Genomic DNA, 21,136 nt, shown 5'->3' with positions numbered 1-21,136 from the left:
CTCCTTGTTGCGGTCAGCTATTTGTATCCCTTACCCCGGCGCGACGCAGCACGAACACGCAAACTTTGTGGGCCGCCGGGCAAATCCGCATCGGGCGAGTTTCGCTTCAGTTGATGGTCACGCCCGCGTCGACCTTGAACTGCAGACCCGTCACGTATCTGGACTCGTCCGAGAGCAGGAACAGGACCGCGCTGCTCACGTCGGCGGGTTCGACGGCGGGCGTGGGCATCGCGTTGACGAAGATGGGGATCAGATCGGACCGCTGCTCGCCCAGGAGAGGCCCGAACGATGCGGGGACCATTCCGGTGGGGACGCCCGTGGGAAGCACGGTGTTGACGCGCACGTTCTGTGCCGCGAGTTCGTTCGCCAAGGCCAGGGTCAAGCCGACGACGCCGTGTTTGGCCGCCGTGTAGGGCGTCTGCAGCGGAAAGCCCTTGAGGGCGCCGGCCGAGCTGATGTTGACCAGGCTGCCTCCGCCCTGCTCGAGCAGGTGCGGTATCGCGGCCGCGCAGGTGTTCCACACCCCGATCAGGTTGACGTCTACCACCGTGCGCCACTGATCGGCAGTCGTCTTGTCCCACGGCGCCACCGTCAACACGCCGGCGTTGGCGACCGCGCCGTCCAGGCCGCCCAGTGCCGCGACGCCGTCGTCGACCGCCTCGCGCAATTGTTCGTCGTTACGGACATCCACGACGTAGCTCATACAGCGACGGCCGAGTTTGCGCACCATCTCTGTCGTTTCGTCAAGCTCCTGCCTTGTGGCCAAGGGGTATTCGATCTGCGGCAACGATTCGCAGATGTCCAGCATGATGAGGTCCGCGCCTTCCTCGGCGAGCCGCAACGCATGGCCGCGGCCCATACCGCGGGCGGCGCCGGTGATCAGAATGCGTTTACCGGCGACGCGTCCTGGAGCCGGGGTGGTCAGTTCAGTGCTCGTTCCACATCAACCCGCGCATCGTCGCCGAGAGCGGGATGCCTTCGACACCGATCAGCCCCGGGGGCGCGTTGCACACCCAGTCGATCGCGTTGACCGCCCGGCCCGCCGTCGAAATGCAGCCTGCGTCAGTGGAATCCAGCACCGGATGGGAGACGTGGGTATTGATTTCCACGCGCGGTTCGCCCTCCACGACGACGCGGTGCACCCCGGTGTGGCCCTCGGGCGGGAACTCCCAGTCGGGCGCGGCGGCCGGCGTGAGCCTGGTGACATGCTCGAGGGTGATGACCGGTTCACCGTCGCGCACGCCCTCGGTGGCGAACCGGACCGCGGCCATCTGCCCCGGCTCCACCGTCATCATCGTGCACTCGATGCGTTCTGGCGTATACCACGGTTCGCAGCGCTGGCGCACGTCGTCGAGCTTGATGTCGAGATGGTCGGCCAGACTGCGGACCTGACCTCCCCACATCGCCACGATCACCCCGGGCAGAAACATCATCGGTGAATCGTCGTCCGGCGTGGTTCCGAATCCCATTGCCGCACCTGTGAACTCGGCATCGTCGTAGTTGCCGTAGTCGAAGATCTCCTGCACGGTGATCGACGAGATCCGCGTGGTCAGGCTGGCCGCCGAATGCACCAGCGTATCGCCGGAGAAGCCGGGATCGATGCCGTTGACGTAGAGCGAGGCGTTCCCGGCAGCGCACGCGCGCTCCAACGGCTCTCGCAACCAGTCGTCGGCATGGCGGGGCGTCACCAGCCAGACCATCGACGTGCCAACGACGTTGATGCCCGCCGCGAGGAACTGGGCCATCTGTTCGATGGCTTCCATGGGCCGCGTCTCACCCTGCGAGGTGTAGACCACGCAATCGGCGCCAAGATTGAGCAGCGCGTCGATATCGTCGGTCGCGATGATGCCGGTCGGCTCGTCCAGCCCGCAGAGCTGCGCCGCGTCCTTGCCGATCTTGTCGGCGCTGGCGGCGTGCACGCCGACCAGTTCCAGATCCGGTCGGCCGATGATGGCCCGCAACGAATGCCGGCCCACGTTTCCGGTGGAGAACTGTATGACTCTGCGCACTTACCCTCATCCTTCCGACCGTGGGCGATGACCCATCATGACGCGTTGAATCGCGGTCCAGGTCAGTAATCGGGGATTGGCAGCGGCGAGTTGTTCGAGTCGATGCCGCCATCGACGTGGAAGATCGCGTTGGTCGCGTAGCAGTCGCGCGTGCACAGGTAGACCGTCAGCCGTCCGAGATCCTCGACGTCACCGAGCCGATGCAGCGGCGTGGCCTCCTGCATTTTCTCGAGCGACCCGGGCATCAAGTCCAGGCTGCCCCGTAGACCATCGGTGGCGAACGAACCCAACGCAATCGCGTTGACGCGGATCTTCGGCGCGAGTTCCTGTGCCATGGCGCGGGTGAGCGCCTCGAGACCGCCCTTCGCGACGCAGTAGGCCGTCAAGGCACGGATGCCGAACCGGGCAGACCCAGACGAGATGTTGACGATGGATCCGCGCCCCGCCCCGAGCATGTGCGGAGCGACGAGTTGACTCATGATGAACGCGGATGTCACACACCAGTCGAAGGTGTGCCGGAAGTCTTCGTCGGTGATGTCCAAAAACCGCGCATAGGTGGAGCCGCCGACATTGTTGACGAGAATGTCGATGCGCCCGAACCGCTCCATGGCCGTGTTCACGACGCGCTCTCCGTCGGCACGACTCATCGCGTCCGCCACGAGCGCCAACCCCTTGCCGCCGGAGGCCTCGATACCCTCGATCGTGCCAACGATATCCGCCTCGGTGCGTGCGGTCCCGACAACGGTGGCGCCGGCCTCCGCCAAGACCCGGGCAATGCCCGCCCCGACACCCTTCCCGGCGCCCGTCACGATCGCGACCTGCCCATCAAGCTGGAACTGTTCCAACGCCATGCCGAGCTCCTTCGATCGCGCGTGGTGTGCGCCGTTCAATCTAGGAACCAAGCTGACTAAAGTCAACGAATCTGCGCAATCGACGTCGGTAACGCCGCCGATTATCTGAGAATGATCAAGTTATGCAAGCCTTTCTGGTGCGGACACGGCATAATGAGCCGTTGAGCCCCGCAACTCTCGCACGAGTCGGGTCAACCGTGAGGAAAGAAATGGCTGTGACGGATCGGCTGTCGGCACGAGAAGCAAAGCGCCTGCAGACGAGGGAGCGATTGATGGGCGCCGCGATCGCGGAGTTCGCCCGCGCCGGCATGGCCGAGGCCGATGTCAGTGCCATCGTGGCCGCCGCAGGAGTCGCGCACGGGACCTTCTTCTTCCACTTCCCCACCAAGGAGCACGTGCTGCTGGAGCTCGAGCGCCGCGAAGAGGATCGCATAGCGAAGCAGTTCGCCCAATTCCTGAAGTCCAAGCACGACCTTGCTTCCGCTTTGAATGAGGCGGTCCGCCTGGTGGTCGGGCTGGAACGTCGGCTGGGCGATCGGCTCTTCAATGACTTTCTCGCGCTGCACTTCTCCCAAACCCGCCCGCAGACCGAGGACGGCCGAGATCACCCGTTGATCGTCTTGGTGGCTCAGGAAATCGCGCTGGCGCAGGAACGCGGTGAGACCGATCGGCACGTCAATCCGATGAACAGCGCGGTGTTCTTCTTGCTGGGCCTCTACGCCCTGTTGATCACCACCAACCATTGGCCGACCGGCCACACCCTGCTGGAAGACTTCGTCGCGAGGACGTTGCGAAGTTTGAAACCCTGAGCGTCCCTGACGCCCACGCCGTCCACTTGTGATGCTGGCGGGCGACGGTGCCCTTCTTGATCACGCCCTTGAAGCCCGGCATGTCGCTGGTCTCCCCTCCCTCGAAGGGGATGTCGCGCGTGGCAGTCCCGAGTTCTACCTCGGTCGTGTATTTCTCGACTGTTTTGCCCATTCCCTCCACAACCATGGCCATCGACTGCGCGAACAAGGGCCATGCCTGCCCCAACAGATTGGGGCCATCCTCGAACCCGGCCGGATCGCTTCCCATTCCCATCTCATACAGGTACTTGAGGGTGTCCCGCCCGAAATTCACCACCTCGTAGATGTGAATAGTGTCGATCTGACTGACGATTCGGGCCAACGTCAGGACGAGCAGGTCTCCAGCGAACCCCGGGTTTACACCGCCGGCATGAAACGACGTCCCACCCTCGTGGCACGCGGCATCGATCTTGTCGATGTCCGCCTGGCTGTGCTCAGTCCGATACCACCACGCCCCACCCGACGCGACGACATTCTTGCCACCGCGCAGTAAACGACACACTTCATCGGGGTCAGACCATAACGGCGCGTAGAACACGCAATCGGCATCGAGTGCCTCGATGGCATCCTTGTCGGTGGTCGCCCGCACACCGGTCGGCGGCTTGCCGCAGAGCTCACCGGCGTCCTTGCCGACCTTCTCCGGACGATTGCACAGGACTCCGACCAGTTCATAGGCCGGGTTGTGCACAAAATGACGCAGCGCGATCGTCCCGACATTGCCGACGCCCCATTGGATTACGCGATATTTCTTCTCGGCCGGCGATTTGAGCGTCATCGCTACTCCTTTGCATGGCCAGAACGCCTGAGCGCTCGATGAGCGTAGGCTTCGGCCGAAGGGCGTGTCAACGATTACCAGCTGACTTTCGTCAGTACTAGCAGGCGGCCGCCACGCCGCGGGCAGCGGCGCCCACCACGCCTATTAGCCCTGCGGCACTCGGTAACTGCCAGAATACGGGCGGACTCCACCGAGACATCACGGTTGACCCCGTCCGCCACTTCTGCTGACTGTAGTCAGCCTGTTATAGTGCACTCGCCGATCCAATCAGTGTCGATGGCGGGGAGGGTTCGTGAATTTGCCGAAGCTGCATCAGCGCGATTCCGGGATAGGTGCAGCCACCCGATCGCCCGGCTCCGCCCCGCCTGGCCTGGCCATCGACGAGCACATGGAGCGCTCACAGCTCGCGCAGCGCCGGGCCGACAAATGGCTCATCTCCGGCAGTCTGCTGATCGGCACCGCAGCCCTTGGCATCTTCGGCCTGCCGCTGTTCTTGTGGGGCGTGCGGTTACTGCGCCGCGCACAACGCGACGGCCTCTCGGTGCGGCCGATGCTCGTCACCCTGCTCGGCTACCTCGTCATCATCGACGCCGCCATCAACACCGTCGGCTGGGCCCTTGATCTGGTGGCGAACCACACCATTCTGGCCCGCGTCCTGCTCAACGGCTGGGGCAACATGTTCGACGCCGGCTACTTCTGGCACTACAACGAGTTGTGGGTCGGTGGCGCGGCGGGCCCCGGCGAGAAGGCCCTGGAGGTCGGCCTCATCCTGACCGTTTTCACCATGCGGATCGCCGCGGCCATCGGCTTTCTGCAGATGAAACGATGGGGCCACCAATGGATGGTCATCACCTGCTGGATGGGCGTGGTCATCTGGATCACCTACGTGTTCAACATGACGATGTTCGCCGACGTGCGCTTCGCGGGCGTCGTGCTGCCGGTCGTCGGCTGGTGGCTCTACGACATCTTCTACATCACCCCGTTCCTCGCCATCCCCTATCTGCACACCGTCAACCGCGAACTCTTCTCCGACTGAAATGCCGTACGCGCCTTCGGTTCACGAGAGTTCTCGACACCTCAGCACGCATCACCTGACCACGTCACCGAGGAGGTCACATCGTGGGTTATGTCTGGGAAATTCTTCGTTACGTCGCCGCGTGGGGCGGTACCGGACTGATCATCTGGTTCTGGTACTGGCTGTTCTCCAACATCGGCACGTTCTGAACCGGGGTTCGGGGAGCGCGGGATTGGGCCGATGACTGAGCATTCCGACGGCCACGCGATGGCGCTGGAACGCAGTTGCGCGGTGACGGCGGTCGCGCTGAGCGAGCAGCGCCGCGAAGGCGTGCGGCTCGTCACCGGCGAGCGGCGGGGCTTTGGGTTGAACGCGGGGCTCACGTTCGTCCATGTCCCCTACCCCGCCGCCCCCGGCTGGACCCGCAGAACCCTGACCTGCGGCGTGGCCCTGCAATGCTCGCCATCGAAGGAACGCGTCACCGAATTTCGGCTGAACGAGCTGTCCGCACGCGAACTGCGCGCGCTCACGCTGGTCGAAGGCGGCGTCGCGCTCGGCTGGATCGCGTCGCGGTGGCCCGGCCTGCTTCCCGAGGTCCAACGGCTGCTCCCCGACGTCCACCCCGAAGCCGCGGACATGGACGGCGCCCAGATGCTCGATAGGGCAATCGGATTGGCGGCCACCGGCCGGGAGTTGGCGGTCCCACCGCTGTTGGGTGCCTTGCCGCTGGCCTACACGGCCCCGCAGGGATTGACCGATAGGTTGCGGCGCAGCTTCGGGCGGATGCCGTGGACCACCACGCAGAAGCGTCTTCCGCGGCCATACTCGGTTCCGGTCGGCGGTGACGGGGGCGTCCGCAACCCGAACCTGCCTCCGCCGAGCCGGCCGCAGGACAACGATCTCGACGTCACACCCCAACACCGGCCCGGGATTCCCTATCCCGAGTGGAACATGTGGACACAGCGATTCATGCACGACCACGTCGCTGTCGTCGAGCACGCCGACGGCCGGCGCCTGCGCCGTCCGGTGCCGGTGGCCGTCGACGTCCGCAAGTGGTTCGAAGAACACACCCATCGTGCAATGACCAGCCGCCTCGAAGACGGCTCGGACCTCGACGTCGACCAATACGTGAACCACTACATCGACCTGACGACGGGCGAGGCCAAGGAGCCGAGGGTGTTCCGCGACCTGCTGCCCAGCAGCCGCGACGTCACCACCGCACTGCTGCTCGACGGCAGCTCGTCGCTAGGCGTGCACGGGGGCCGCGTCTTCCAGCTCGAATTGGCCTGTGCCGACGCACTTTCGCGTGCCATGACGCTGGCGCGCGAACGCCATGGCGTTTTCGTGTTCACCGGCAACACCCGGCACCGGGTCGAAGTGCGGTGCCTGAAGGACTTCGAAGACCGCCGGTTCGTGCCGCCCAGCGGGCTGGGTCTGTCCACCCGCGGCTACACCAGACTCGGCGCGCCACTGCGCCATTTGACTAGCCGCCTCCTGGCCCAGGCCTCCGAGCGGCGCCTGCTGATCATCATCGGGGACGGGCTGATCTCCGATGAAGGCTATGAGGGCCGTTACGCCTGGGCCGATGCCGCGCACGCCGTCGAGGAGGCCAGCGAGGCCGGGGTGTCGATGTATTACGTGGGTGTCGGGCCGACCCGGGTCGACCCCCTTCCGGAGGTGTTCGGGCCGCGGCGGTCGCAACGGATCCGGCGCATCGAGGAATTACCGCGGGTGTTGGCCCATGTCCATCGCGAACTGGTCGCAGCGTGAATGCCGACGGATTAAGGAAGAGATGACCACCGACACATATTTCGCCAACGGCAACGAGATTCAGCTGTTCGAACAGGCCTTTCAGCGGCGTCTGCCGGTGATGCTGACCGGCCCAACCGGGTGCGGCAAAACCCGGTTCGTCGAACACATGGGCTCGCTGCTGCAGCGACCGGTGGTCACGATCAGTTGCCACGACGACCTCACCAGCTCCGACCTCGTCGGCCGCTTCATGGTGACCGGCGGCGACGTCGTCTGGACCGACGGCCCGCTCACCCGGGCCGTCAAAGCCGGCGCGATCTGCTACCTCGACGAAGTCGTCGAGGCCCGCCACGACTCCTTGGCGATCCTGCATTCCCTGACCGATCACCGACGGTCGTTGTACCTGGACCGCGCCGGCGAGGTGGTGAAAGCCCCCGAAGAGTTCATGCTGGTGTGTTCGTACAACCCGGCCTATCGCAGCTCACTCAAGGAGCTCAAACCCTCGTTCCGCCAACGGTTCGTCACGCTGGCGATGCATTATCTGCCGCCGGAGCGCGAGGCCGACGTGATCGTCGCCGAATCCGGAATCCCGTTGGCAACCGCCCGCCGGCTCGTCGAGTGTGCGGTCGCGATCCGCACCGCCGACGAGGCCTTTCACTTCGAGCCGCCGTCGACCAGGGTGTTGGTCACCGCCGCCCAGCTGATCGCCGCCGGCGCAACCGAATTGGACGCCGCCGACGCGTGCATACTCGCGCCACTGAGCACCGATGGCGCGGTCACCGACGGTCTGCGTGAAGTGGCGGCAGCCAGCCTGGCCACCTCGAACAGTTCGCCCTAGGGAAAGGAGCAACCGGCATGGACCGACAGGAGGAGAAGCGCAAAAGGGCGCTCATCATCTTCCAGATCTTCATCTACGGCTATCTGCTGGCGATGTTCGGAGTCCAGCTCTACATGTCGTTCGCGCGGGGCTGGTGGGATCTGTGAATGTACCGCTGCTGAAACGAAATTCGGGAGACGCGCCGGACCATGCCGACGCGTCGCGCAGCCTCGAGGACCACCACGACGAATCACGCCAGGCTCAGCGCCACGCCGACAAGTGGATGATCGTCGGCGCCGCCCTGATGGGCATGTGGGCGCCGGGCCTGATCGGATTTCCCATCTTCATGCGCGGGGTGTGGCTGCAGCGCCAGGCGCTGCGCGCCGGGCTGTCCGTTCGGCCCATGATCGTGACCCTCATCGGCTATCTGGTCCTCATCGACGGAATGCTCAACAGTCTGGGGTGGGCTCTTGACCTGGTCGCCAACCACACGCTGATCAACCGGGTGCTGATGGTCGGGTGGGGCAACATGTTCGACGCCGGCTACTTCTGGCATTACAACGAGCTGTGGATCGGGGGCGCTGCGGGCCCGGGCGAAAAGGCCTATGTGGCAGGCCTGATCCTCACCGTCTTCTCGATGCGGGTGGCCGCGGCGATCGGGTTTTTGCAGATGAAGCGCTGGGGCCATCAGTGGATGGTCGTCACCTGCTGGATGGGCGTGGTGATCTGGTCCGCCTACGTCTTCAACATGACCATGTTCGCCGACGTGCGCTACGCCGGTGTCGTGTTCCCGGTCATCGGCTGGTGGCTCTACGACATCTTCTACATCACCCCGTTCCTCGCCATCCCGTACCTGCACACCGTCAATCGCGAAATCTTCTCCGACTAAAAGGAGCAGTGCCATGACTAGTCCTTCCGCACCGTCCACCACCGAAGACAAGGACCCGGCCACCGATCTCGAGCCGGGGACGACGCCGTACTACGCGCGCATGCACACCTGGATCAAGCGCGCCGTGCTGGTGTGCCTGGTGGCCTTGGTGATCGAGGGCGCCTTCACGCTGCCGTTCATGGCGGTCTACTACGGCTACCCGACGCTGAGCCTCACCCAGATCTGCAGTGAGCTGCTGAAGATCCGGTACTCCAACGACACCCTGGAGTGCAAGTACCCCTACCCGCCGTTCGGACCCCCGGAGGGCGCCGAGGGCAAGGCCACCGCGCAGGACGTCTGGGGCATCCAGCCGATACCGAAGTACCACCGGCTGGGGTTCCGCGAGCTCGTCAGGATTCACGACGAACGGCTCGCCCGCCAAGCGCAGGCGGCGACGCACCCGTGACCTATCGGGTCGTTCAGTGGACGACCGGTAACGTCGGCAAGAGTTCGGTGCGGGCGATCGCCGCCAACCCGACGCTGGAGCTTGTCGGATGCTATGCCTGGTCGCCGGAGAAGGCCGGGCGTGATGTCGGCGAACTGTGCGGGATCGAGCCGCTTGATGTGAAGGCCACCAACGATATTGAGGCGCTGCTCGCGCTCAAGCCGGACTGTGTGGTCTACAACCCGATGTTCCCCGACGCCGACGAGCTGGTCCGCATCCTGGGTGCGGGCATCAACGTGGTGGGCACCGCCGGGTTCATCACCGGGCATTTCCTCGGTGCGGGGCGTGATCGCATCGCGCGGGCCTGCCAAGAGGGCGGATCGAGCATTTTCGGCAGCGGCATCAACCCCGGCTTCGTCCAGCTGTTCGCCATCGTATCGGCGGGACTCTCTGAGCGGGTGGACAAGGTGTCGGTGCTGGAGTCCTTTGATACCACGATCTACAACTCGCCGGCGACCGAAATCCCCATGGGCTTCGGCTATCCCATCGACCATCCGGACCTACTGGCGGTCACCGAGAAAGGATCCGGGATCTTCCGCGACGGCGTGTTGCTGCTCGCCGACGCCCTCGGCGTCGAGCTCGACGAGGTCCGTTGTGAAGCCGAGTACGCCCAAACCGCCGAGGATCTGCACCTGCCCGGAGACTGGATCATCGCGACGGGCTGCGTGGCGGGCATCCACGTTCGCTGGAAAGGGATTACGGCCGGCCGAGAGGTCATCGAAATCGGCGGGCAATGGCGCAAGGGGCAAGCGCTGGAACCGGATTGGCCGCTGGACATGGGCTACACCGTCGAGGTGCTGGGCCGCCCGACGATCAAGACCACGCTGAGCTTCCTGCCACCGCCGGACTTCGAGGGCACGACCTTGGACGACTACATCATGTTGGGGCTCACCATCACCGCCGTGCCCGCGATCACCGCGATACCCGCCGTCGTCGCCGCACCTCCTGGCATCGTCACCTACAACGACCTCCCCCTGCTACTTCCCCGCGGAGTCCTGACAACATGACGACAACACAAGAACCCTCGCTCCATCACGTCGTGTTTGCCGTGGCACCGGAACGCCATGAGGCCGTGACCCACATGTTCAGCGATCTGGGGTTCGTCTTCGAGCCGCTGCAGCTGGCCGAGCTCGGCCTGGACATTCACCTCGACTGGAATCGGGGCATCGAGCTGATCAGCCCGATCCCGGGGTCGACCGGGGAGGTCGCCGTTTCGGTGACCGAGTTCCTCGAACGCCACGGAGACGGCGTGTTCACCGTGGTCATCGGAGTCCCGGAAGCTTCCAGGGCCGACGCCGTCGCCGAGCGCTACGGCGCGACAACGCGTTTCCGGCAACGCATGGAGGGCGAAGGCACCTTTCTCGACGAAAACGACGTGTCGATCCTGGGACTGCCACTGACATTCTTGGCGACCAACATTCCGTGATAGGAGGCGCCATGGCCGAGGCTCGTGACTCGAACGGAATTCCCGGTCTCGACTTGGACGATCTGATGAACGTCGTCGTGGCCGAATGGTCAAGGCGGATAGCCCATTTCGAGATGCCACCGGGATACCGGCCCGAGATCACGTGGCCGTCCCCAACCTGCTCCCCGCCGCGATTGCCGCTGCGGATCCTCACCACGGACAGGTCATGACCGAGCTTCGGTTCGACGGGAGGGTCGCGATCGTCACCGGGGCCGGCGGCCAGGAGCCCAGCCTCGGGCGCTCGCACGCCAAGCTGCTCGCCCGGCGAGGAGCCAAGGTCGTCGTCAACGACCTCGGCGTGGGACCCGACGGCCGAAACGTCTTGCGGGCCAACGCGGAGCAGGTGGCCGATGAGATCTGCGCGGCCGGTGGCGAGGCGGTCGCCGATCTGCACAGCGTCGCCGACGAGGACGGCGCGCGCCGGGTCGTCCAGACGGCGCTGGACGTGTGGGGCCGCGTCGACATCCTGGTGAATAATGCCGGAGTCTGCTTCATGGCGCACTTCGACGAAATCTCTGACGCCGACATTCGCAACGTCATCGACGTGCACCTGATGGGGACAGTGTGGATGTGCCGGGCGGCCTGGCCCCACATGCGCGACGCCGGTTACGGCCGCATTGTGAACACCACCTCCGGGGCGATGTTCGGACTGGAAAATCTTTCCATCTACGGTGCGGCCAAGGGCGGAATCTTCGGGCTGACACGCGGTCTCGCCGTCGAAGGGGCGCATCTCGGCATCAAGGTCAATGCGTTGGGGCCGGCCGCCAACACCACCGCCGTGCGGCATTTCAACAACCCGTCCGCCTTCACCAGGCTGATGGAGGATCACTTTCCGACCGGCCTGGTGTCACCCGCGGTGGCGTTCCTGGTTCACGAGAGTTGTCCGGTATCCGGAGCCAACCTCGAGGCGGGCGGGGGAAACGTGGGCATCCGGGTGTTCGGTCAGACGACGGGCATATATGACGCCGATCTCACCATCGAGAAGGTACGGGACAACTTCGCGGCGATAACTGACACGTCCACGGCCAGGTTGATGCCGGATTTGCCCGACTCCGGTGAGCTGGCCCCGGGAGAGGCCATTTCGGCGCCGATCGAGGTGCTACCAAAGCGCTACCAACCCAGCTGATTTCGGTCCAAGGAGACACCATGACCGTCGACACCGCAGCACCCAGCGTCTTCGACGCCGGCCTCCCCACGCTGCACTACGACATCACCGACACCGTGCACCAGGTCGCCCCGCAGATCCGCGAGGCGCGCAAGCGATCTCCGATCGCCCGCGGGCCGTTGGGACCCGAGGTGCTCGGCTACGAACTCGCCCGAGGGATACTTCGCGATCCCCGATTCGTCTTCCCACCCGGCATGCACATGACGGCTCGCGGGATAACCTCCGGCCCTCTCTACGACCGGGTGCTGGGCACCATCCTCGGCATGGAAGGCGAGGAACATCGGCGCCTGCGCGGTCTGGTGTCCAAGGCCTTCACGCCGCGGGCGTCAGCGCGCATGGAAGACACCATCGACACGGTGATCAACGAGTTGATCGATCAGGTCGCCGAGGCCGGCCGCTGCGACTTCGTCACCGACATCGCCCGGCCCTACCCAATCCCGATCATCTGCGCGTTATTAGGCGCACCACCCGAGGACTGGGAGCAGTTTTCGCTATGGGCGGAGGACATTTTCAAGATCGTGCGGTTCGACTCCGACCTGGCGAACGAGCAGCACATCGTGATGCGGGCGTGGGATGAATTCGACGCCTACATCGACGACATGATCGCCGAACGCCGGAGCCGGTTGACCGACGACTTGATCTCCGAATTGATCCGCGCGCAGGACGACGGCGATCGGCTGAGCAACGCGGAGATGCGCATGCTGGCGTTCAGCATCCTGTCCGCCGGCACCGACACCACCCGCAATCAGCTCGCCGCGTGCATGCACGCGCTGTGCGATCACCCCGAGCAGCTGGCGATGCTGCGCGACAACCCCAACCTCGCGATGCCGGCCGTCGAGGAATGCATGCGCCATTCGCCGGCGGTCTGTACCACCCTGCGCACCGTCCTCGACGACGTCGCATTCGCCGACTACACCTTTCCGGCCGGCACCTTCATCTCAGTGAATACCTTTGCCGCCAACTGTGATCCGGAGGTCTATCCGCACCCGGCCCGGTTCGACATCACCCGCGAGGACCCGCCGCCCATTCTGACGTTCGGCGGCGGTGCCCACTATTGCCTGGGCGCGAACCTCGCCCGAACGGAACTCGCCGGGGCGCTCAAAGTCCTCGCGCGGCGCATGACCAACCCGCGCCGCGTGGCGACGGCACAGTGGAAACCGATGCTGGGGTTGAGCGGGCCGGTCGGTCTGGAGATGGAGTTCGACTAGCTCAGCGCGTCGTCCACGGCGAGCTCCAGGACGTGGATTTCGCCCGTCGCGCCGTCGACCTCGACCAGGGCGCCCGGCGGCAACGACTTGGTCGCCCCCTGAACGTCCACCACACAGGGGAATCCGAATTCGCGGGCCACCACCGCGGCGTGCGACATCGGGCCGCCCAGTTCGGTCACGACGGCGGCGGCGTAACAGAACGCCGCGGTGTAGCCGACGTCGGTGACCTCTGCCACCAGGATCTCGCCGGGCTGCAGGTCGTCGATGGTGTCGGGGCGCACGATGCGCACCCGCCCGCGAACCCGCCCGCCGCACACTCCGACCCCGCGCAGGGTGTCCCCGCCCGCCAGCGCGGGCGACGAGTTCGACGTTGGCTGCCAGCTTCCGCTGAACACCGTCGGCGGAGCCACCGCCACCAGCCGGCGTTGTTCCTCCCGGCGCCGGGCCACCAGGCCCCCGACATCTGCCGGTAGTGAATCGAGCTCGTCGACAAGCAGATAGAAGACGTCGTCGGCGGCGCCGAAGACGCCGGCCCCGACCGACCTACGCCCGTACTCGCGCAGCAGCGTGCGCAGCACCCAGTTCGCCCGCACCACTTTGTCGCGGCGGACTTCGCGGTCCCGCAGCTGCTGGGTGGCCAGCGCCGCAACAGGCTTGGCCCGCAACGGAATCCGAGCGCGCTGCGGCTCCGGCGCGGCCGTCGCGCTCATCGCCCTGGTCACCATCCGGACCAGCAGCTCGGGGTCGTCGGCGTAGCTGGTTGACAGCATCTCGAGCTCGGCCGGGCCGCGGTGACCGATCAACGCCAGCTCGGCGAGCAGCGCGGCGTGGAATTCCGGCGCCTCGACGGCCAGCTTGTCCAGGCGGTCGCCCGGTTCCGCCAGCAGCGCCGTCACTTTGGGGTCGCGCTGCGCGGCGGCCACCAACCGCTGCATCGCCTCGACCGAACGCGCGCTGACCAATTCCGGGCCGGCGGGCGCGGCGGTGTCGCGCCCACACAGACCGCGCAGCAACACGTTGAACGCCGCACACAACAGGAACGAGCCGGCCGCCAGCACCCAGCCGTGCACCACTTGGTCCCGTGCCAACGAGATCAGGCTCAGCAATCGACGATCGTCGAGCCGAGTGAGATCGCCGTCGGTCAAGCGCTCCAGGCGGTCGACATCGGCGACGAATTCGCGGGTGTCCAGGGGTGCGCCGGCGGACAGCCCGATCAGGTTGACGCCGAATACCCCGATGTTGCGGACGGTGCGCAGTCGCTTTCGGATTCTGCTGGTGTCGGCGTGCGGCCGCTGCTCACCGAAGATCGGCAGCGCCGCCATGCTGGGGCCGAAGAACCCGCTGTTGCTCACAACCGTCGTCGGCTTCACGAAAGGCACCGTTTCGGCCATGAAGTGCGCGGTCGTGATGGCGCCGTAAAGCCGGTGGGCGAACACCGCGACCATGCGCATGGCGATTTCGCGCTGGATCAGCCCCCCGGGCCGTAGCCGCTCGGCGACGCAGACGGCGCTGGCCCGCAGTCCGCGAACCGTGGCCGACGCCGAGGCCGGCGAGAACGGGCCGGGGAGGGCCTCCGACAAGTTCGTGGCCAGAAAGGTGGGAAAGCGGGGGTCGATCGGCGTGTCGAACTCGCCGTTATCTCCCGCTGCGCCCGCCAAATTGGGTTTCACGCCGTCGTTGCTCGGCGCGTCGACCGAAGGTAGGTCCTGGATGTTGGCCAGCCGCCACGGCAGCGACACCACCCGCTTGCCCACGGTGACCCGGCCGCGCACCGCCAGCGCGAAATCCTCGATACACTCGCCGGATTCCCACGCCGGGCGGAATCCCCACTCGTCGCGCAACCGCGAGATGTCCATGAGTGGAGCGGCCTGCGCCAGTTCCAGCTCAGCCGGCGCGAATCCCAACCGGACGACCGGGCGGCCCACCGCGGAGGCGATCTGGCGGAATGTCACCTCTCCGGGGGCGGCGAGATTGACCGGGCCGCTGTCAATTCCGTTTTCCACGATCGCCCGGTTGAACAGCCGAAGCGCGTCGTCGAGGTGCACGACCTGCATGCGGCGATCGCTTGAGCGGGCGGGAAACACCGGCAGCGCCAAGATCCGGCGCGCCCAGTTGTCGACGCTTCGGCCGAGGATCAGCGCGGAGCGGATCGCGACCCATTCCCCGCCCGATTCCGCGAGCATGCGTTCGACCCGGGCATTGCACTGGCCGTCAACGGTGGCCGGAGCCAAGGCGTCGCGTTCGGTCTTCGGCGCATCTCCCCCGCCGTAAACGTGCGCCGTGGACGCGAAAACGATTCGCCTGGCCCCGGTCTCGGCCATTGCGCCGAGGACGTTGCGGGTGCCGTCGATGTTGACCTGGTGGGCGATCCGTTCGTCGGGCCCCGGCGTGTTCGCCCACGCGCAATGCGCGATGACATCCGCGCCGGTCAGGGCCCGCTGGACCGCTGCCGCATCACGAACGTCGGCGTCCACGAAATCAGCTGCGCTCGGCCAGCTTTCGGGGCGGTGGCGGGCGATGCCGACGACGTCGTGGCCCTGGGTGAGCAGCCGCGCGGCCAGACCGCGGCCGAGCGCCCCGCTGGCCCCGGTGACAGCAATTCTCACTGAATGCCTTTGGTGGTCATGGTGGCTAGTCGTCGTCGTCCAACAGTGCCGCGTTGACCAGATCGTCGAGGTCCATGTCGGCGATGTCCTTCTCCGTGGTCACCGGCGCCGCGGACGGCCCGCCACCACTCGATTCGTCGGCCAGCGCCAGCAGCAGCTCCAGCACGCCGGCCTGCCGGAGGCGCTTGACCGGAATGGACCCGACGACACGCTGGATCTCGGCTTCGCCCGGCGCCGCGGCCGCCGCGGTGTGTTCCGACGCCCCGAGGAGTTCTCGGTGCATGTAGCCAGCCAGCGCCGCGGAATTCGGGTAGTCGAAGATGAGCGTCGGTGAAAGCGGCAGTCCGGTCGCGGCTTTGAGCCGGTTGCGCATCTCGACTGCGGTCAGGGAGTCGAAGCCGAGCTCCTGGAACGCCCGGTCCGGGTGGATCGCCTCCGGGCTGGAGCTGCCGAGCACGGTGGCGATGTGGGAACGCACCAAATCCAGCAGGATCGCCTGCTGCTCGTCCTCGGGTAGCCCTTCGAGGCGTTGCAGCAGGGCGGATTTCGACTTGGCGGCGGCCAGCGAGTCGTCGACCTGACGCCGGGTCGGGGCGTTGATCAGGTCGACGAACATCGGCGGCAATGTGCCCGAGTCGAACTTGACGCGCAGCGCCGCGAGGTCGATGTGGGCGGGCAGCATGAACGGCTCGTCGACGATGAGCGCGGTGTCCATCAGCTCCAGCGCCTGGTCCGAGGACATCGCGACGATCCCGTCCCGGCCAAATCGGGCGAGATCGGCGGCGCCCAGCCCGCCGGTCATGGCGCTGGCCTGATCCCACAGCCCCCAGCCCAGCGAGATCGCCGGCAGCCCGTGAGCGCGTCGATGCGCGGCCAACCCGTCCAGGAACGAGTTGCCGGCGGCGTAATTGGCCTGACCCGAGGCGCCCGCCAGCCCGGCGATCGACGAAAACATCACGAACGCCGACACATCCAGGTCGCGGGTCAACTCGTGCAAGTTCCACGCCGCATCCACCTTGGACCGCAGCACGGCATTCATCCGCTCGGGACTCAGCGACGTCACCACCGCGTCGTCCAACACGCCGGCGGCATGGATCACGCCGGTCAGCGGGCGCTGCATCGGGATGTCGGCGATCACCTTGGCCAATGCCTCGCGGTCGGCGGCATCGCAGGCCACCGTCTCCGCGTGCGCGCCGGCCGCGCTCAGCTCGGCCACCAGCTCGGCCGCACCCGGCGCGTCAAGGCCGCGACGGCTGACCAACACGACGTTGCGCGCGCCGTGGCGGGTCACGACGTGTCGCGCGACCGCCGAACCGGCCATCCCGGTGGCGCCGGTGATCAACACCGTGCCCGACGTCCACGCGTCGGGCATGGTCATGACAACCTTGCCGACATGGCGGGCCTGGCTCAGGTAGCGCAGCGCGGCGGGCGCGCGGCGCACGTCGAATCTGGTCACCGGCAGCGGCCTCAGCACGTCCTCGGCGAACATGGCGGCCAGCTCGTCGAGCATCTGCGCAATGCGGTCCGGTCCGGCTTCGAAGAGGTCGAAAGCGCGGTAGCGCACACCGGTGTGGTCCCGGGCGACGACCTGGGGATCGCGGATGTCGGTCTTGCCCATCTCCAAGAACACCCCGCCGGGCGCGACCAGGCGCAGGGAAGCGTCCACGAAATCGCCGGACAGCGAGTCGAGCACGATGTCCATCCCGCGCCCGCCGGTGACGGCCCGGAACTTGTCCTCGAACTCGAGGCTGCGCGAATCACCGATGTGATCGTCGTCAAAACCCATGGCCCGCAAGGTGTCCCACTTGCCGCGGCTGGCGGTCGCGAACACCTCCAGTCCGATCTGGCGGGCCAGCTGGACCGCGGCCATTCCCACCCCGCCGGCGGCGGCGTGCACCAGCACCCGCTGACCGGGCTGGGCGGCGGCCAGGTCCACCAGGGCGTAACGCGCCGTGGCGAACACCACCGAAGCCGTCGCGGCGGCGGTGTGTGACCATCCCGCCGGCACCTTGACGAGCAGTCGCTCGTCGGTCTTGGCGATCGTCCCGGTGCCGTCCGGGAAAAGCCCCATGACGCGGTCGCCTACCGCGAAACGCCCATTCTGCGAGCCGGTTTCGGTGATCACGCCGGCGGCCTCGATGCCCATGATCGCGTCCGGATCAGGATACAGGCCCAACGCGATCATGACGTCACGGAAGTTGGCGGCGATGGCCGACAGCGCCACCCGCACCTGGCCGGGCCCCAAGGGCGCGTCGGCGTCGGGAATCCGCTCTATCCGCAGGTTTTCGATCGTGCCGTAGCTGCTCATGCCCAGCCGCCACGGCCCCTCCTCGGGCGGCGTCAGCAGGCTGCCGACCGCCCGGCTGCCGAGCACCCGTGCGGTGTAGACCATCCCGTTGCGCAGCAACGCCTGCGGCTCGCCGACCGCCAACACGGAGGCGATCGCGTCGGAATCCAGTGGCGCATCGGTGTCGACGAGCACTATCCGGCCGGGGTGTTCGGTCTGCGCCGACCGCACCAGGCCCCACACCGCCGCGCCGGCCAAATCGGTGACGTCCTCACCCGGCAGCGTCATCGCGCCCCGGGTCGCCACCACCAGCGTTGCGGCGGCGTCGCGAGACAGCCAGGACTGCAGCACCGGCAGCACGGCCCGCGTCGCCGCGTACACCTCGGTGATCACGTCGCCGGAGACCGGCTGCGATTCGAACAGCACCACCGATCGCTCGGCCCCGTCGTCACCCGATTCGACGGAATCCGGTGCCCCCCAGGGACTGACCGACACCGATGGCACCGTCGATGCCGGCTGGGCGGACCAGATCAGCTCGAAGAGCCGATCCGGCCCCGAATTCGACACCGCGGCCAGGAGCTGCTGATCGGTCACCGGACGCGCCACCATCGATGCCACCGAGAGCACCGGCAGCCCCAAGCCATCGGCCAGTTCGATCGACACCGCCGAGGGGCTGACCGGCATGATCCGCGCGCGCACCGCCGCCGCCCCCGCGGCGTGCAACGACACCTGCTGCCAGGAGAACGGCACCAGTATCGAGCCCTGCGCGAGCTCGTCATCCTCGGACGCCAAGATCACCGCGTGCAACGCCGCGTCGAGCATCACCGGGTGGACCCCGAACCCGGTCACCGACACCCCGGCGTCGGCGGGCAAGTTCACTTCGGCGAAGATTTCGTCGCCACGACGCCACATCGACGTCAAGCCACGGAACGCGGGGCCGTACCCGTAACCACGCTCGGCCAGTTGCTCATACCCGTCGCCGACATCCAACGAGACCGCACCCACGGGCGGCCACACGGACAGATCCGCGCTCGGTTGCACCGATCCCGCGCGCAAAACGCCTTCGGCGTGCAACGACCAACCCGATCCCCCGTCGGTCCGCGAGAACACCGACACCGCACGCGCGCCTGAATCGTCCGGGCCGCCGACCACGACCTGAACCGCAACCGAACCGCCGGCCGGCAACACCAGCGGCGCCGCCAGATTCAACTCGTCGACGATTCCGCAGCCCACCTCGTCGCCGGCGCGGATGGCCAACTCGACGAATCCCGCTCCCGGGAACAGCACGACACCGCCGACGGCGTGATCGGCCAGCCAGCCTTGCGTGCCCGGGGACAACCGGCCGGTCAACACCACCCCGCCCGAAGCCGGCAGTTCGACCACGGCGCCCAGCAGGGCATGTTCGCCGGGGGCCAGGCCCAAGCCCGCAGCGTCCGCCGGGGCGTCGTCGCGCAAGAGCCAAAAGCGCCGGCGGTCAAAGGCATACGTGGGCAAGTCGACGAGGTTCGCCGTGCCGATTGCTGCGCGCCAGTCCACCGCCATCCCCGCGACGAACCCGTGCGCGACGGCGTTGACCAGGGCCACCGGCTCCGGCCGGTCCTTGCGCAGTGCGGACATCGTCGTCACCGGGTTGTCGGCCAGTGTTTCTTCGATCGACGCCGTCAGGCCGCTGCTCGGCCCGACCTCGAGGAATCGGTTGCCGCCGGCCGAATGGGCGAAACGCACACTGTCGGCGAATCGCACCGCCTCGCGGACGTGCCGCTTCCAGTACGCCGCCGTTCCGAAGTCATCGGCGGCGAGATCGCCGGTCACGTTGGAGATGATCGGGATGGTCGGCGTGCCGATGGTCAGGCCCGTGGCCACGGTACCGAATTCGTCGATCATGGCGTCCATCAACGGGGAGTGGAACGCATGCGAGACAGCGAGTTGGTGGACGCGCCGACCGTCGGCGCGGAGCCGGTCCGCGATCGCGGTCACCGCGTCTTCAGTTCCCGAAATCACCACGGAGGCAGGCCCGTTGACGGCCGCGATGCCCGCCTCAGGAACCAGCAGCGGCCGTACCTCGTCTTCGGTGGCCTGCACGGCGACCATCGCCCCGCCCGCAGGCAGCGCCTGCATGAATCGACCCCGGGCGGCCACGAGGACGGCGGCGTTCTTCAGCGACAGAACACCGGCGGCGTGCGCGGCGGACAGCTCGCCGATCGAGTGGCCCATCACGAAGTCAGGGTGTATGCCCCAGGATTCGAGCAGCCGGAACAACGCGACTTCGACCGCGAACAGCGCCGGCTGGGCGAATTCGGTGGTATTCAACAGACTTTCGTCGTTGCCCCACATGACGTCGCGCAGGGGACGCAGAAGGTGCTGATCCAGTTCGGCCAGGACCGCGTCGAAGGCCTCGGCGAAAATCGGGTACGCGCCGTGCAATCCCCTACCCATGCCGAGCAGCTGGGAGCCCTGGCCGGGAAAGACGAAGACGGTCTTGCCGCCGGGCGTTGCCGTGCCGCGAATGATCGAGGGCGCCAGCTCGTCTGCGGCCAACTCGTCCAGCCCGGCCAGCAGGCGGTCGCGGTCGTCGCCGACGATGACGGCACGCTGTTCGAACCTCGATCGGCCCGCCAGCGTCCAGCCCACATCGGCGACGTCGAGATCCGGGTGGGCGCGCAGATGGGTCGCCAGCCGGGCGGCCTGAGACCTCAATGCCGACGGCGATTTCGCCGACACCATCCACGGCAGGACGGACACCTCGGGGCGCTCGGTCACCTGAACGGGGCTCGGGGGGGTCTCAGATGGGACGGCCTCGATGATCACGTGCGCGTTGGTGCCGCTGATACCGAACGACGACACCCCGGCCCGACGCGGACGCTCCGCCCGCCAGGGCCGAGCCTCGCTCAGCAACGACACCAACCCCGCCGACCAATCCACATGCGGGCTCGGCTCATCGACATGCAACGTCGCCGGCAACATCTCA

17 protein-coding genes and 1 pseudogene are annotated in these 21,136 nt (G+C 66.7%); 12 read left to right on the top strand and 6 right to left on the bottom strand.

Annotation, left to right across the window (positions count from 1 at the left end; all coding sequences use genetic code 11):
• Nucleotides 1–106: 106 nt before the first annotated feature.
• From JF781_RS18520 to JF781_RS18510, 3 genes are all read right to left on the bottom strand, one after another.
• A complete protein-coding gene (locus JF781_RS18520; RefSeq protein ID WP_225326895.1) occupies nucleotides 107–925 on the bottom strand; it encodes a mycofactocin-coupled SDR family oxidoreductase in 819 nt (272 codons plus the stop codon).
• Between the two features lies 1 nt (nucleotide 926).
• Nucleotides 927–2,009 (bottom strand): dihydrodipicolinate reductase, encoded by a 1,083-nt coding sequence (locus JF781_RS18515; RefSeq protein ID WP_225326811.1) that lies wholly within the window; start codon nucleotides 2,007–2,009, stop codon nucleotides 927–929.
• A gap of 62 nt (nucleotides 2,010–2,071) precedes the next feature.
• Nucleotides 2,072–2,860: an SDR family NAD(P)-dependent oxidoreductase gene (locus JF781_RS18510; RefSeq protein WP_225326812.1), complete on the bottom strand. Its 789-nt coding sequence runs from the start codon at nucleotides 2,858–2,860 to the stop codon at nucleotides 2,072–2,074.
• Between the two features lie 209 nt (nucleotides 2,861–3,069).
• On the opposite strand from JF781_RS18510, the gene JF781_RS18505 reads away from it, so the two are divergent.
• Nucleotides 3,070–3,669, top strand: a complete 600-nt coding sequence (locus tag JF781_RS18505) for a TetR/AcrR family transcriptional regulator (protein WP_225326896.1) — start codon at nucleotides 3,070–3,072, stop codon at nucleotides 3,667–3,669.
• 4 nt (nucleotides 3,670–3,673) lie between these two features.
• Here JF781_RS18505 and JF781_RS18500 read toward each other — a convergent pair.
• Nucleotides 3,674–4,483, bottom strand: a pseudogene (locus JF781_RS18500) (dihydrodipicolinate reductase); the annotation flags it as partial.
• Nucleotides 4,484–4,871: 388 nt separating this feature from the next.
• Between JF781_RS18500 and JF781_RS18495 the strand changes: the two are divergent.
• The 11 genes from JF781_RS18495 (at nucleotide 4,872) to JF781_RS18450 (ending at nucleotide 13,275) form a co-directional block, all read left to right on the top strand.
• Entirely contained in the window at nucleotides 4,872–5,519 is a 648-nt protein-coding gene (locus tag JF781_RS18495) for a hypothetical protein (protein WP_095532428.1), read from the top strand.
• A 219-nt stretch (nucleotides 5,520–5,738) separates the two neighbouring features.
• Entirely contained in the window at nucleotides 5,739–7,268 is a 1,530-nt protein-coding gene (locus tag JF781_RS18490) for a nitric oxide reductase activation protein NorD (RefSeq protein WP_225326814.1), read from the top strand.
• Between the two features lie 22 nt (nucleotides 7,269–7,290).
• On the top strand, nucleotides 7,291–8,085 hold the full coding sequence (locus tag JF781_RS18485) for a CbbQ/NirQ/NorQ/GpvN family protein (protein WP_225326815.1): 795 nt from the start codon (nucleotides 7,291–7,293) through the stop codon (nucleotides 8,083–8,085).
• A gap of 17 nt (nucleotides 8,086–8,102) precedes the next feature.
• Nucleotides 8,103–8,231 (top strand): hypothetical protein, encoded by a 129-nt coding sequence (locus JF781_RS28455; protein ID WP_007770904.1) that lies wholly within the window; start codon nucleotides 8,103–8,105, stop codon nucleotides 8,229–8,231.
• Complete coding sequence (locus JF781_RS18480; protein WP_225326816.1) at nucleotides 8,228–8,953, top strand: hypothetical protein; 726 nt, start codon at nucleotides 8,228–8,230, stop codon at nucleotides 8,951–8,953. Before JF781_RS28455 ends, JF781_RS18480 begins: the two co-directional genes overlap by 4 nt.
• A gap of 13 nt (nucleotides 8,954–8,966) precedes the next feature.
• The gene (locus JF781_RS18475; RefSeq protein WP_225326817.1) at nucleotides 8,967–9,398 is read left to right on the top strand and encodes a hypothetical protein; all 432 of its coding nucleotides are present in this window, start codon (nucleotides 8,967–8,969) and stop codon (nucleotides 9,396–9,398) included.
• Nucleotides 9,395–10,444: a dihydrodipicolinate reductase gene (locus JF781_RS18470; protein WP_225326818.1), complete on the top strand. Its 1,050-nt coding sequence runs from the start codon at nucleotides 9,395–9,397 to the stop codon at nucleotides 10,442–10,444. Before JF781_RS18475 ends, JF781_RS18470 begins: the two co-directional genes overlap by 4 nt.
• Nucleotides 10,441–10,863: a VOC family protein gene (locus JF781_RS18465; RefSeq protein ID WP_225326819.1), complete on the top strand. Its 423-nt coding sequence runs from the start codon at nucleotides 10,441–10,443 to the stop codon at nucleotides 10,861–10,863. Before JF781_RS18470 ends, JF781_RS18465 begins: the two co-directional genes overlap by 4 nt.
• 11 nt (nucleotides 10,864–10,874) lie before the next feature.
• Nucleotides 10,875–11,072, top strand: a complete 198-nt coding sequence (locus JF781_RS18460) for a hypothetical protein (RefSeq protein ID WP_225326820.1) — start codon at nucleotides 10,875–10,877, stop codon at nucleotides 11,070–11,072.
• Entirely contained in the window at nucleotides 11,069–12,028 is a 960-nt protein-coding gene (locus JF781_RS18455) for an SDR family NAD(P)-dependent oxidoreductase (protein ID WP_225326821.1), read from the top strand. The genes JF781_RS18460 and JF781_RS18455 overlap by 4 nt, the downstream gene beginning before the upstream one ends.
• 20 nt (nucleotides 12,029–12,048) lie before the next feature.
• Complete coding sequence (locus JF781_RS18450) at nucleotides 12,049–13,275, top strand: cytochrome P450 (RefSeq protein ID WP_225326822.1); 1,227 nt, start codon at nucleotides 12,049–12,051, stop codon at nucleotides 13,273–13,275.
• On the opposite strand, the gene JF781_RS18445 is transcribed toward JF781_RS18450, so the two are convergent.
• A complete protein-coding gene (locus tag JF781_RS18445) occupies nucleotides 13,272–15,881 on the bottom strand; it encodes a sugar epimerase family protein (RefSeq protein WP_225326823.1) in 2,610 nt (869 codons plus the stop codon). The two genes, JF781_RS18450 and JF781_RS18445, sit on opposite strands and share 4 nt — an antisense overlap.
• A gap of 25 nt (nucleotides 15,882–15,906) precedes the next feature.
• Nucleotides 15,907–21,136: type I polyketide synthase (locus JF781_RS18440; RefSeq protein WP_225341289.1), on the bottom strand; the 5,230-nt coding region annotated here is incomplete at its 5' end.

The sequence above is a fragment of the Mycobacterium sp. WUMAC-067 genome (assembly GCF_020217485.1).
Taxonomy (GTDB): Bacteria; Actinomycetota; Actinomycetes; order Mycobacteriales; family Mycobacteriaceae; genus Mycobacterium.
The sequence above is the reverse complement of the archived record's forward strand: the minus strand, read 5'-3'. Positions and strand labels throughout refer to the sequence as shown.

What these genes read in the sequence shown, in the direction of transcription:
- JF781_RS18490 (WP_225326814.1), top strand. Translation starts at nt 5,739, where the DNA reads ATGACTGAGCATTCCGACGGCCACGCGATGGCGCTGGAACGCAGTTGC.
- JF781_RS18450 (WP_225326822.1), top strand. Translation starts at nt 12,049, where the DNA reads ATGACCGTCGACACCGCAGCACCCAGCGTCTTCGACGCCGGCCTCCCC.
- JF781_RS18510 (WP_225326812.1), bottom strand. Translation starts at nt 2,860, where the DNA reads ATGGCGTTGGAACAGTTCCAGCTTGATGGGCAGGTCGCGATCGTGACG.
- JF781_RS18455 (WP_225326821.1), top strand. Translation starts at nt 11,069, where the DNA reads ATGACCGAGCTTCGGTTCGACGGGAGGGTCGCGATCGTCACCGGGGCC.
- JF781_RS28455 (WP_007770904.1), top strand. Translation starts at nt 8,103, where the DNA reads ATGGACCGACAGGAGGAGAAGCGCAAAAGGGCGCTCATCATCTTCCAG.
- JF781_RS18475 (WP_225326817.1), top strand. Translation starts at nt 8,967, where the DNA reads ATGACTAGTCCTTCCGCACCGTCCACCACCGAAGACAAGGACCCGGCC.
- JF781_RS18505 (WP_225326896.1), top strand. Translation starts at nt 3,070, where the DNA reads ATGGCTGTGACGGATCGGCTGTCGGCACGAGAAGCAAAGCGCCTGCAG.
- JF781_RS18465 (WP_225326819.1), top strand. Translation starts at nt 10,441, where the DNA reads ATGACGACAACACAAGAACCCTCGCTCCATCACGTCGTGTTTGCCGTG.
- JF781_RS18485 (WP_225326815.1), top strand. Translation starts at nt 7,291, where the DNA reads ATGACCACCGACACATATTTCGCCAACGGCAACGAGATTCAGCTGTTC.
- JF781_RS18460 (WP_225326820.1), top strand. Translation starts at nt 10,875, where the DNA reads ATGGCCGAGGCTCGTGACTCGAACGGAATTCCCGGTCTCGACTTGGAC.
- JF781_RS18495 (WP_095532428.1), top strand. Translation starts at nt 4,872, where the DNA reads ATGGAGCGCTCACAGCTCGCGCAGCGCCGGGCCGACAAATGGCTCATC.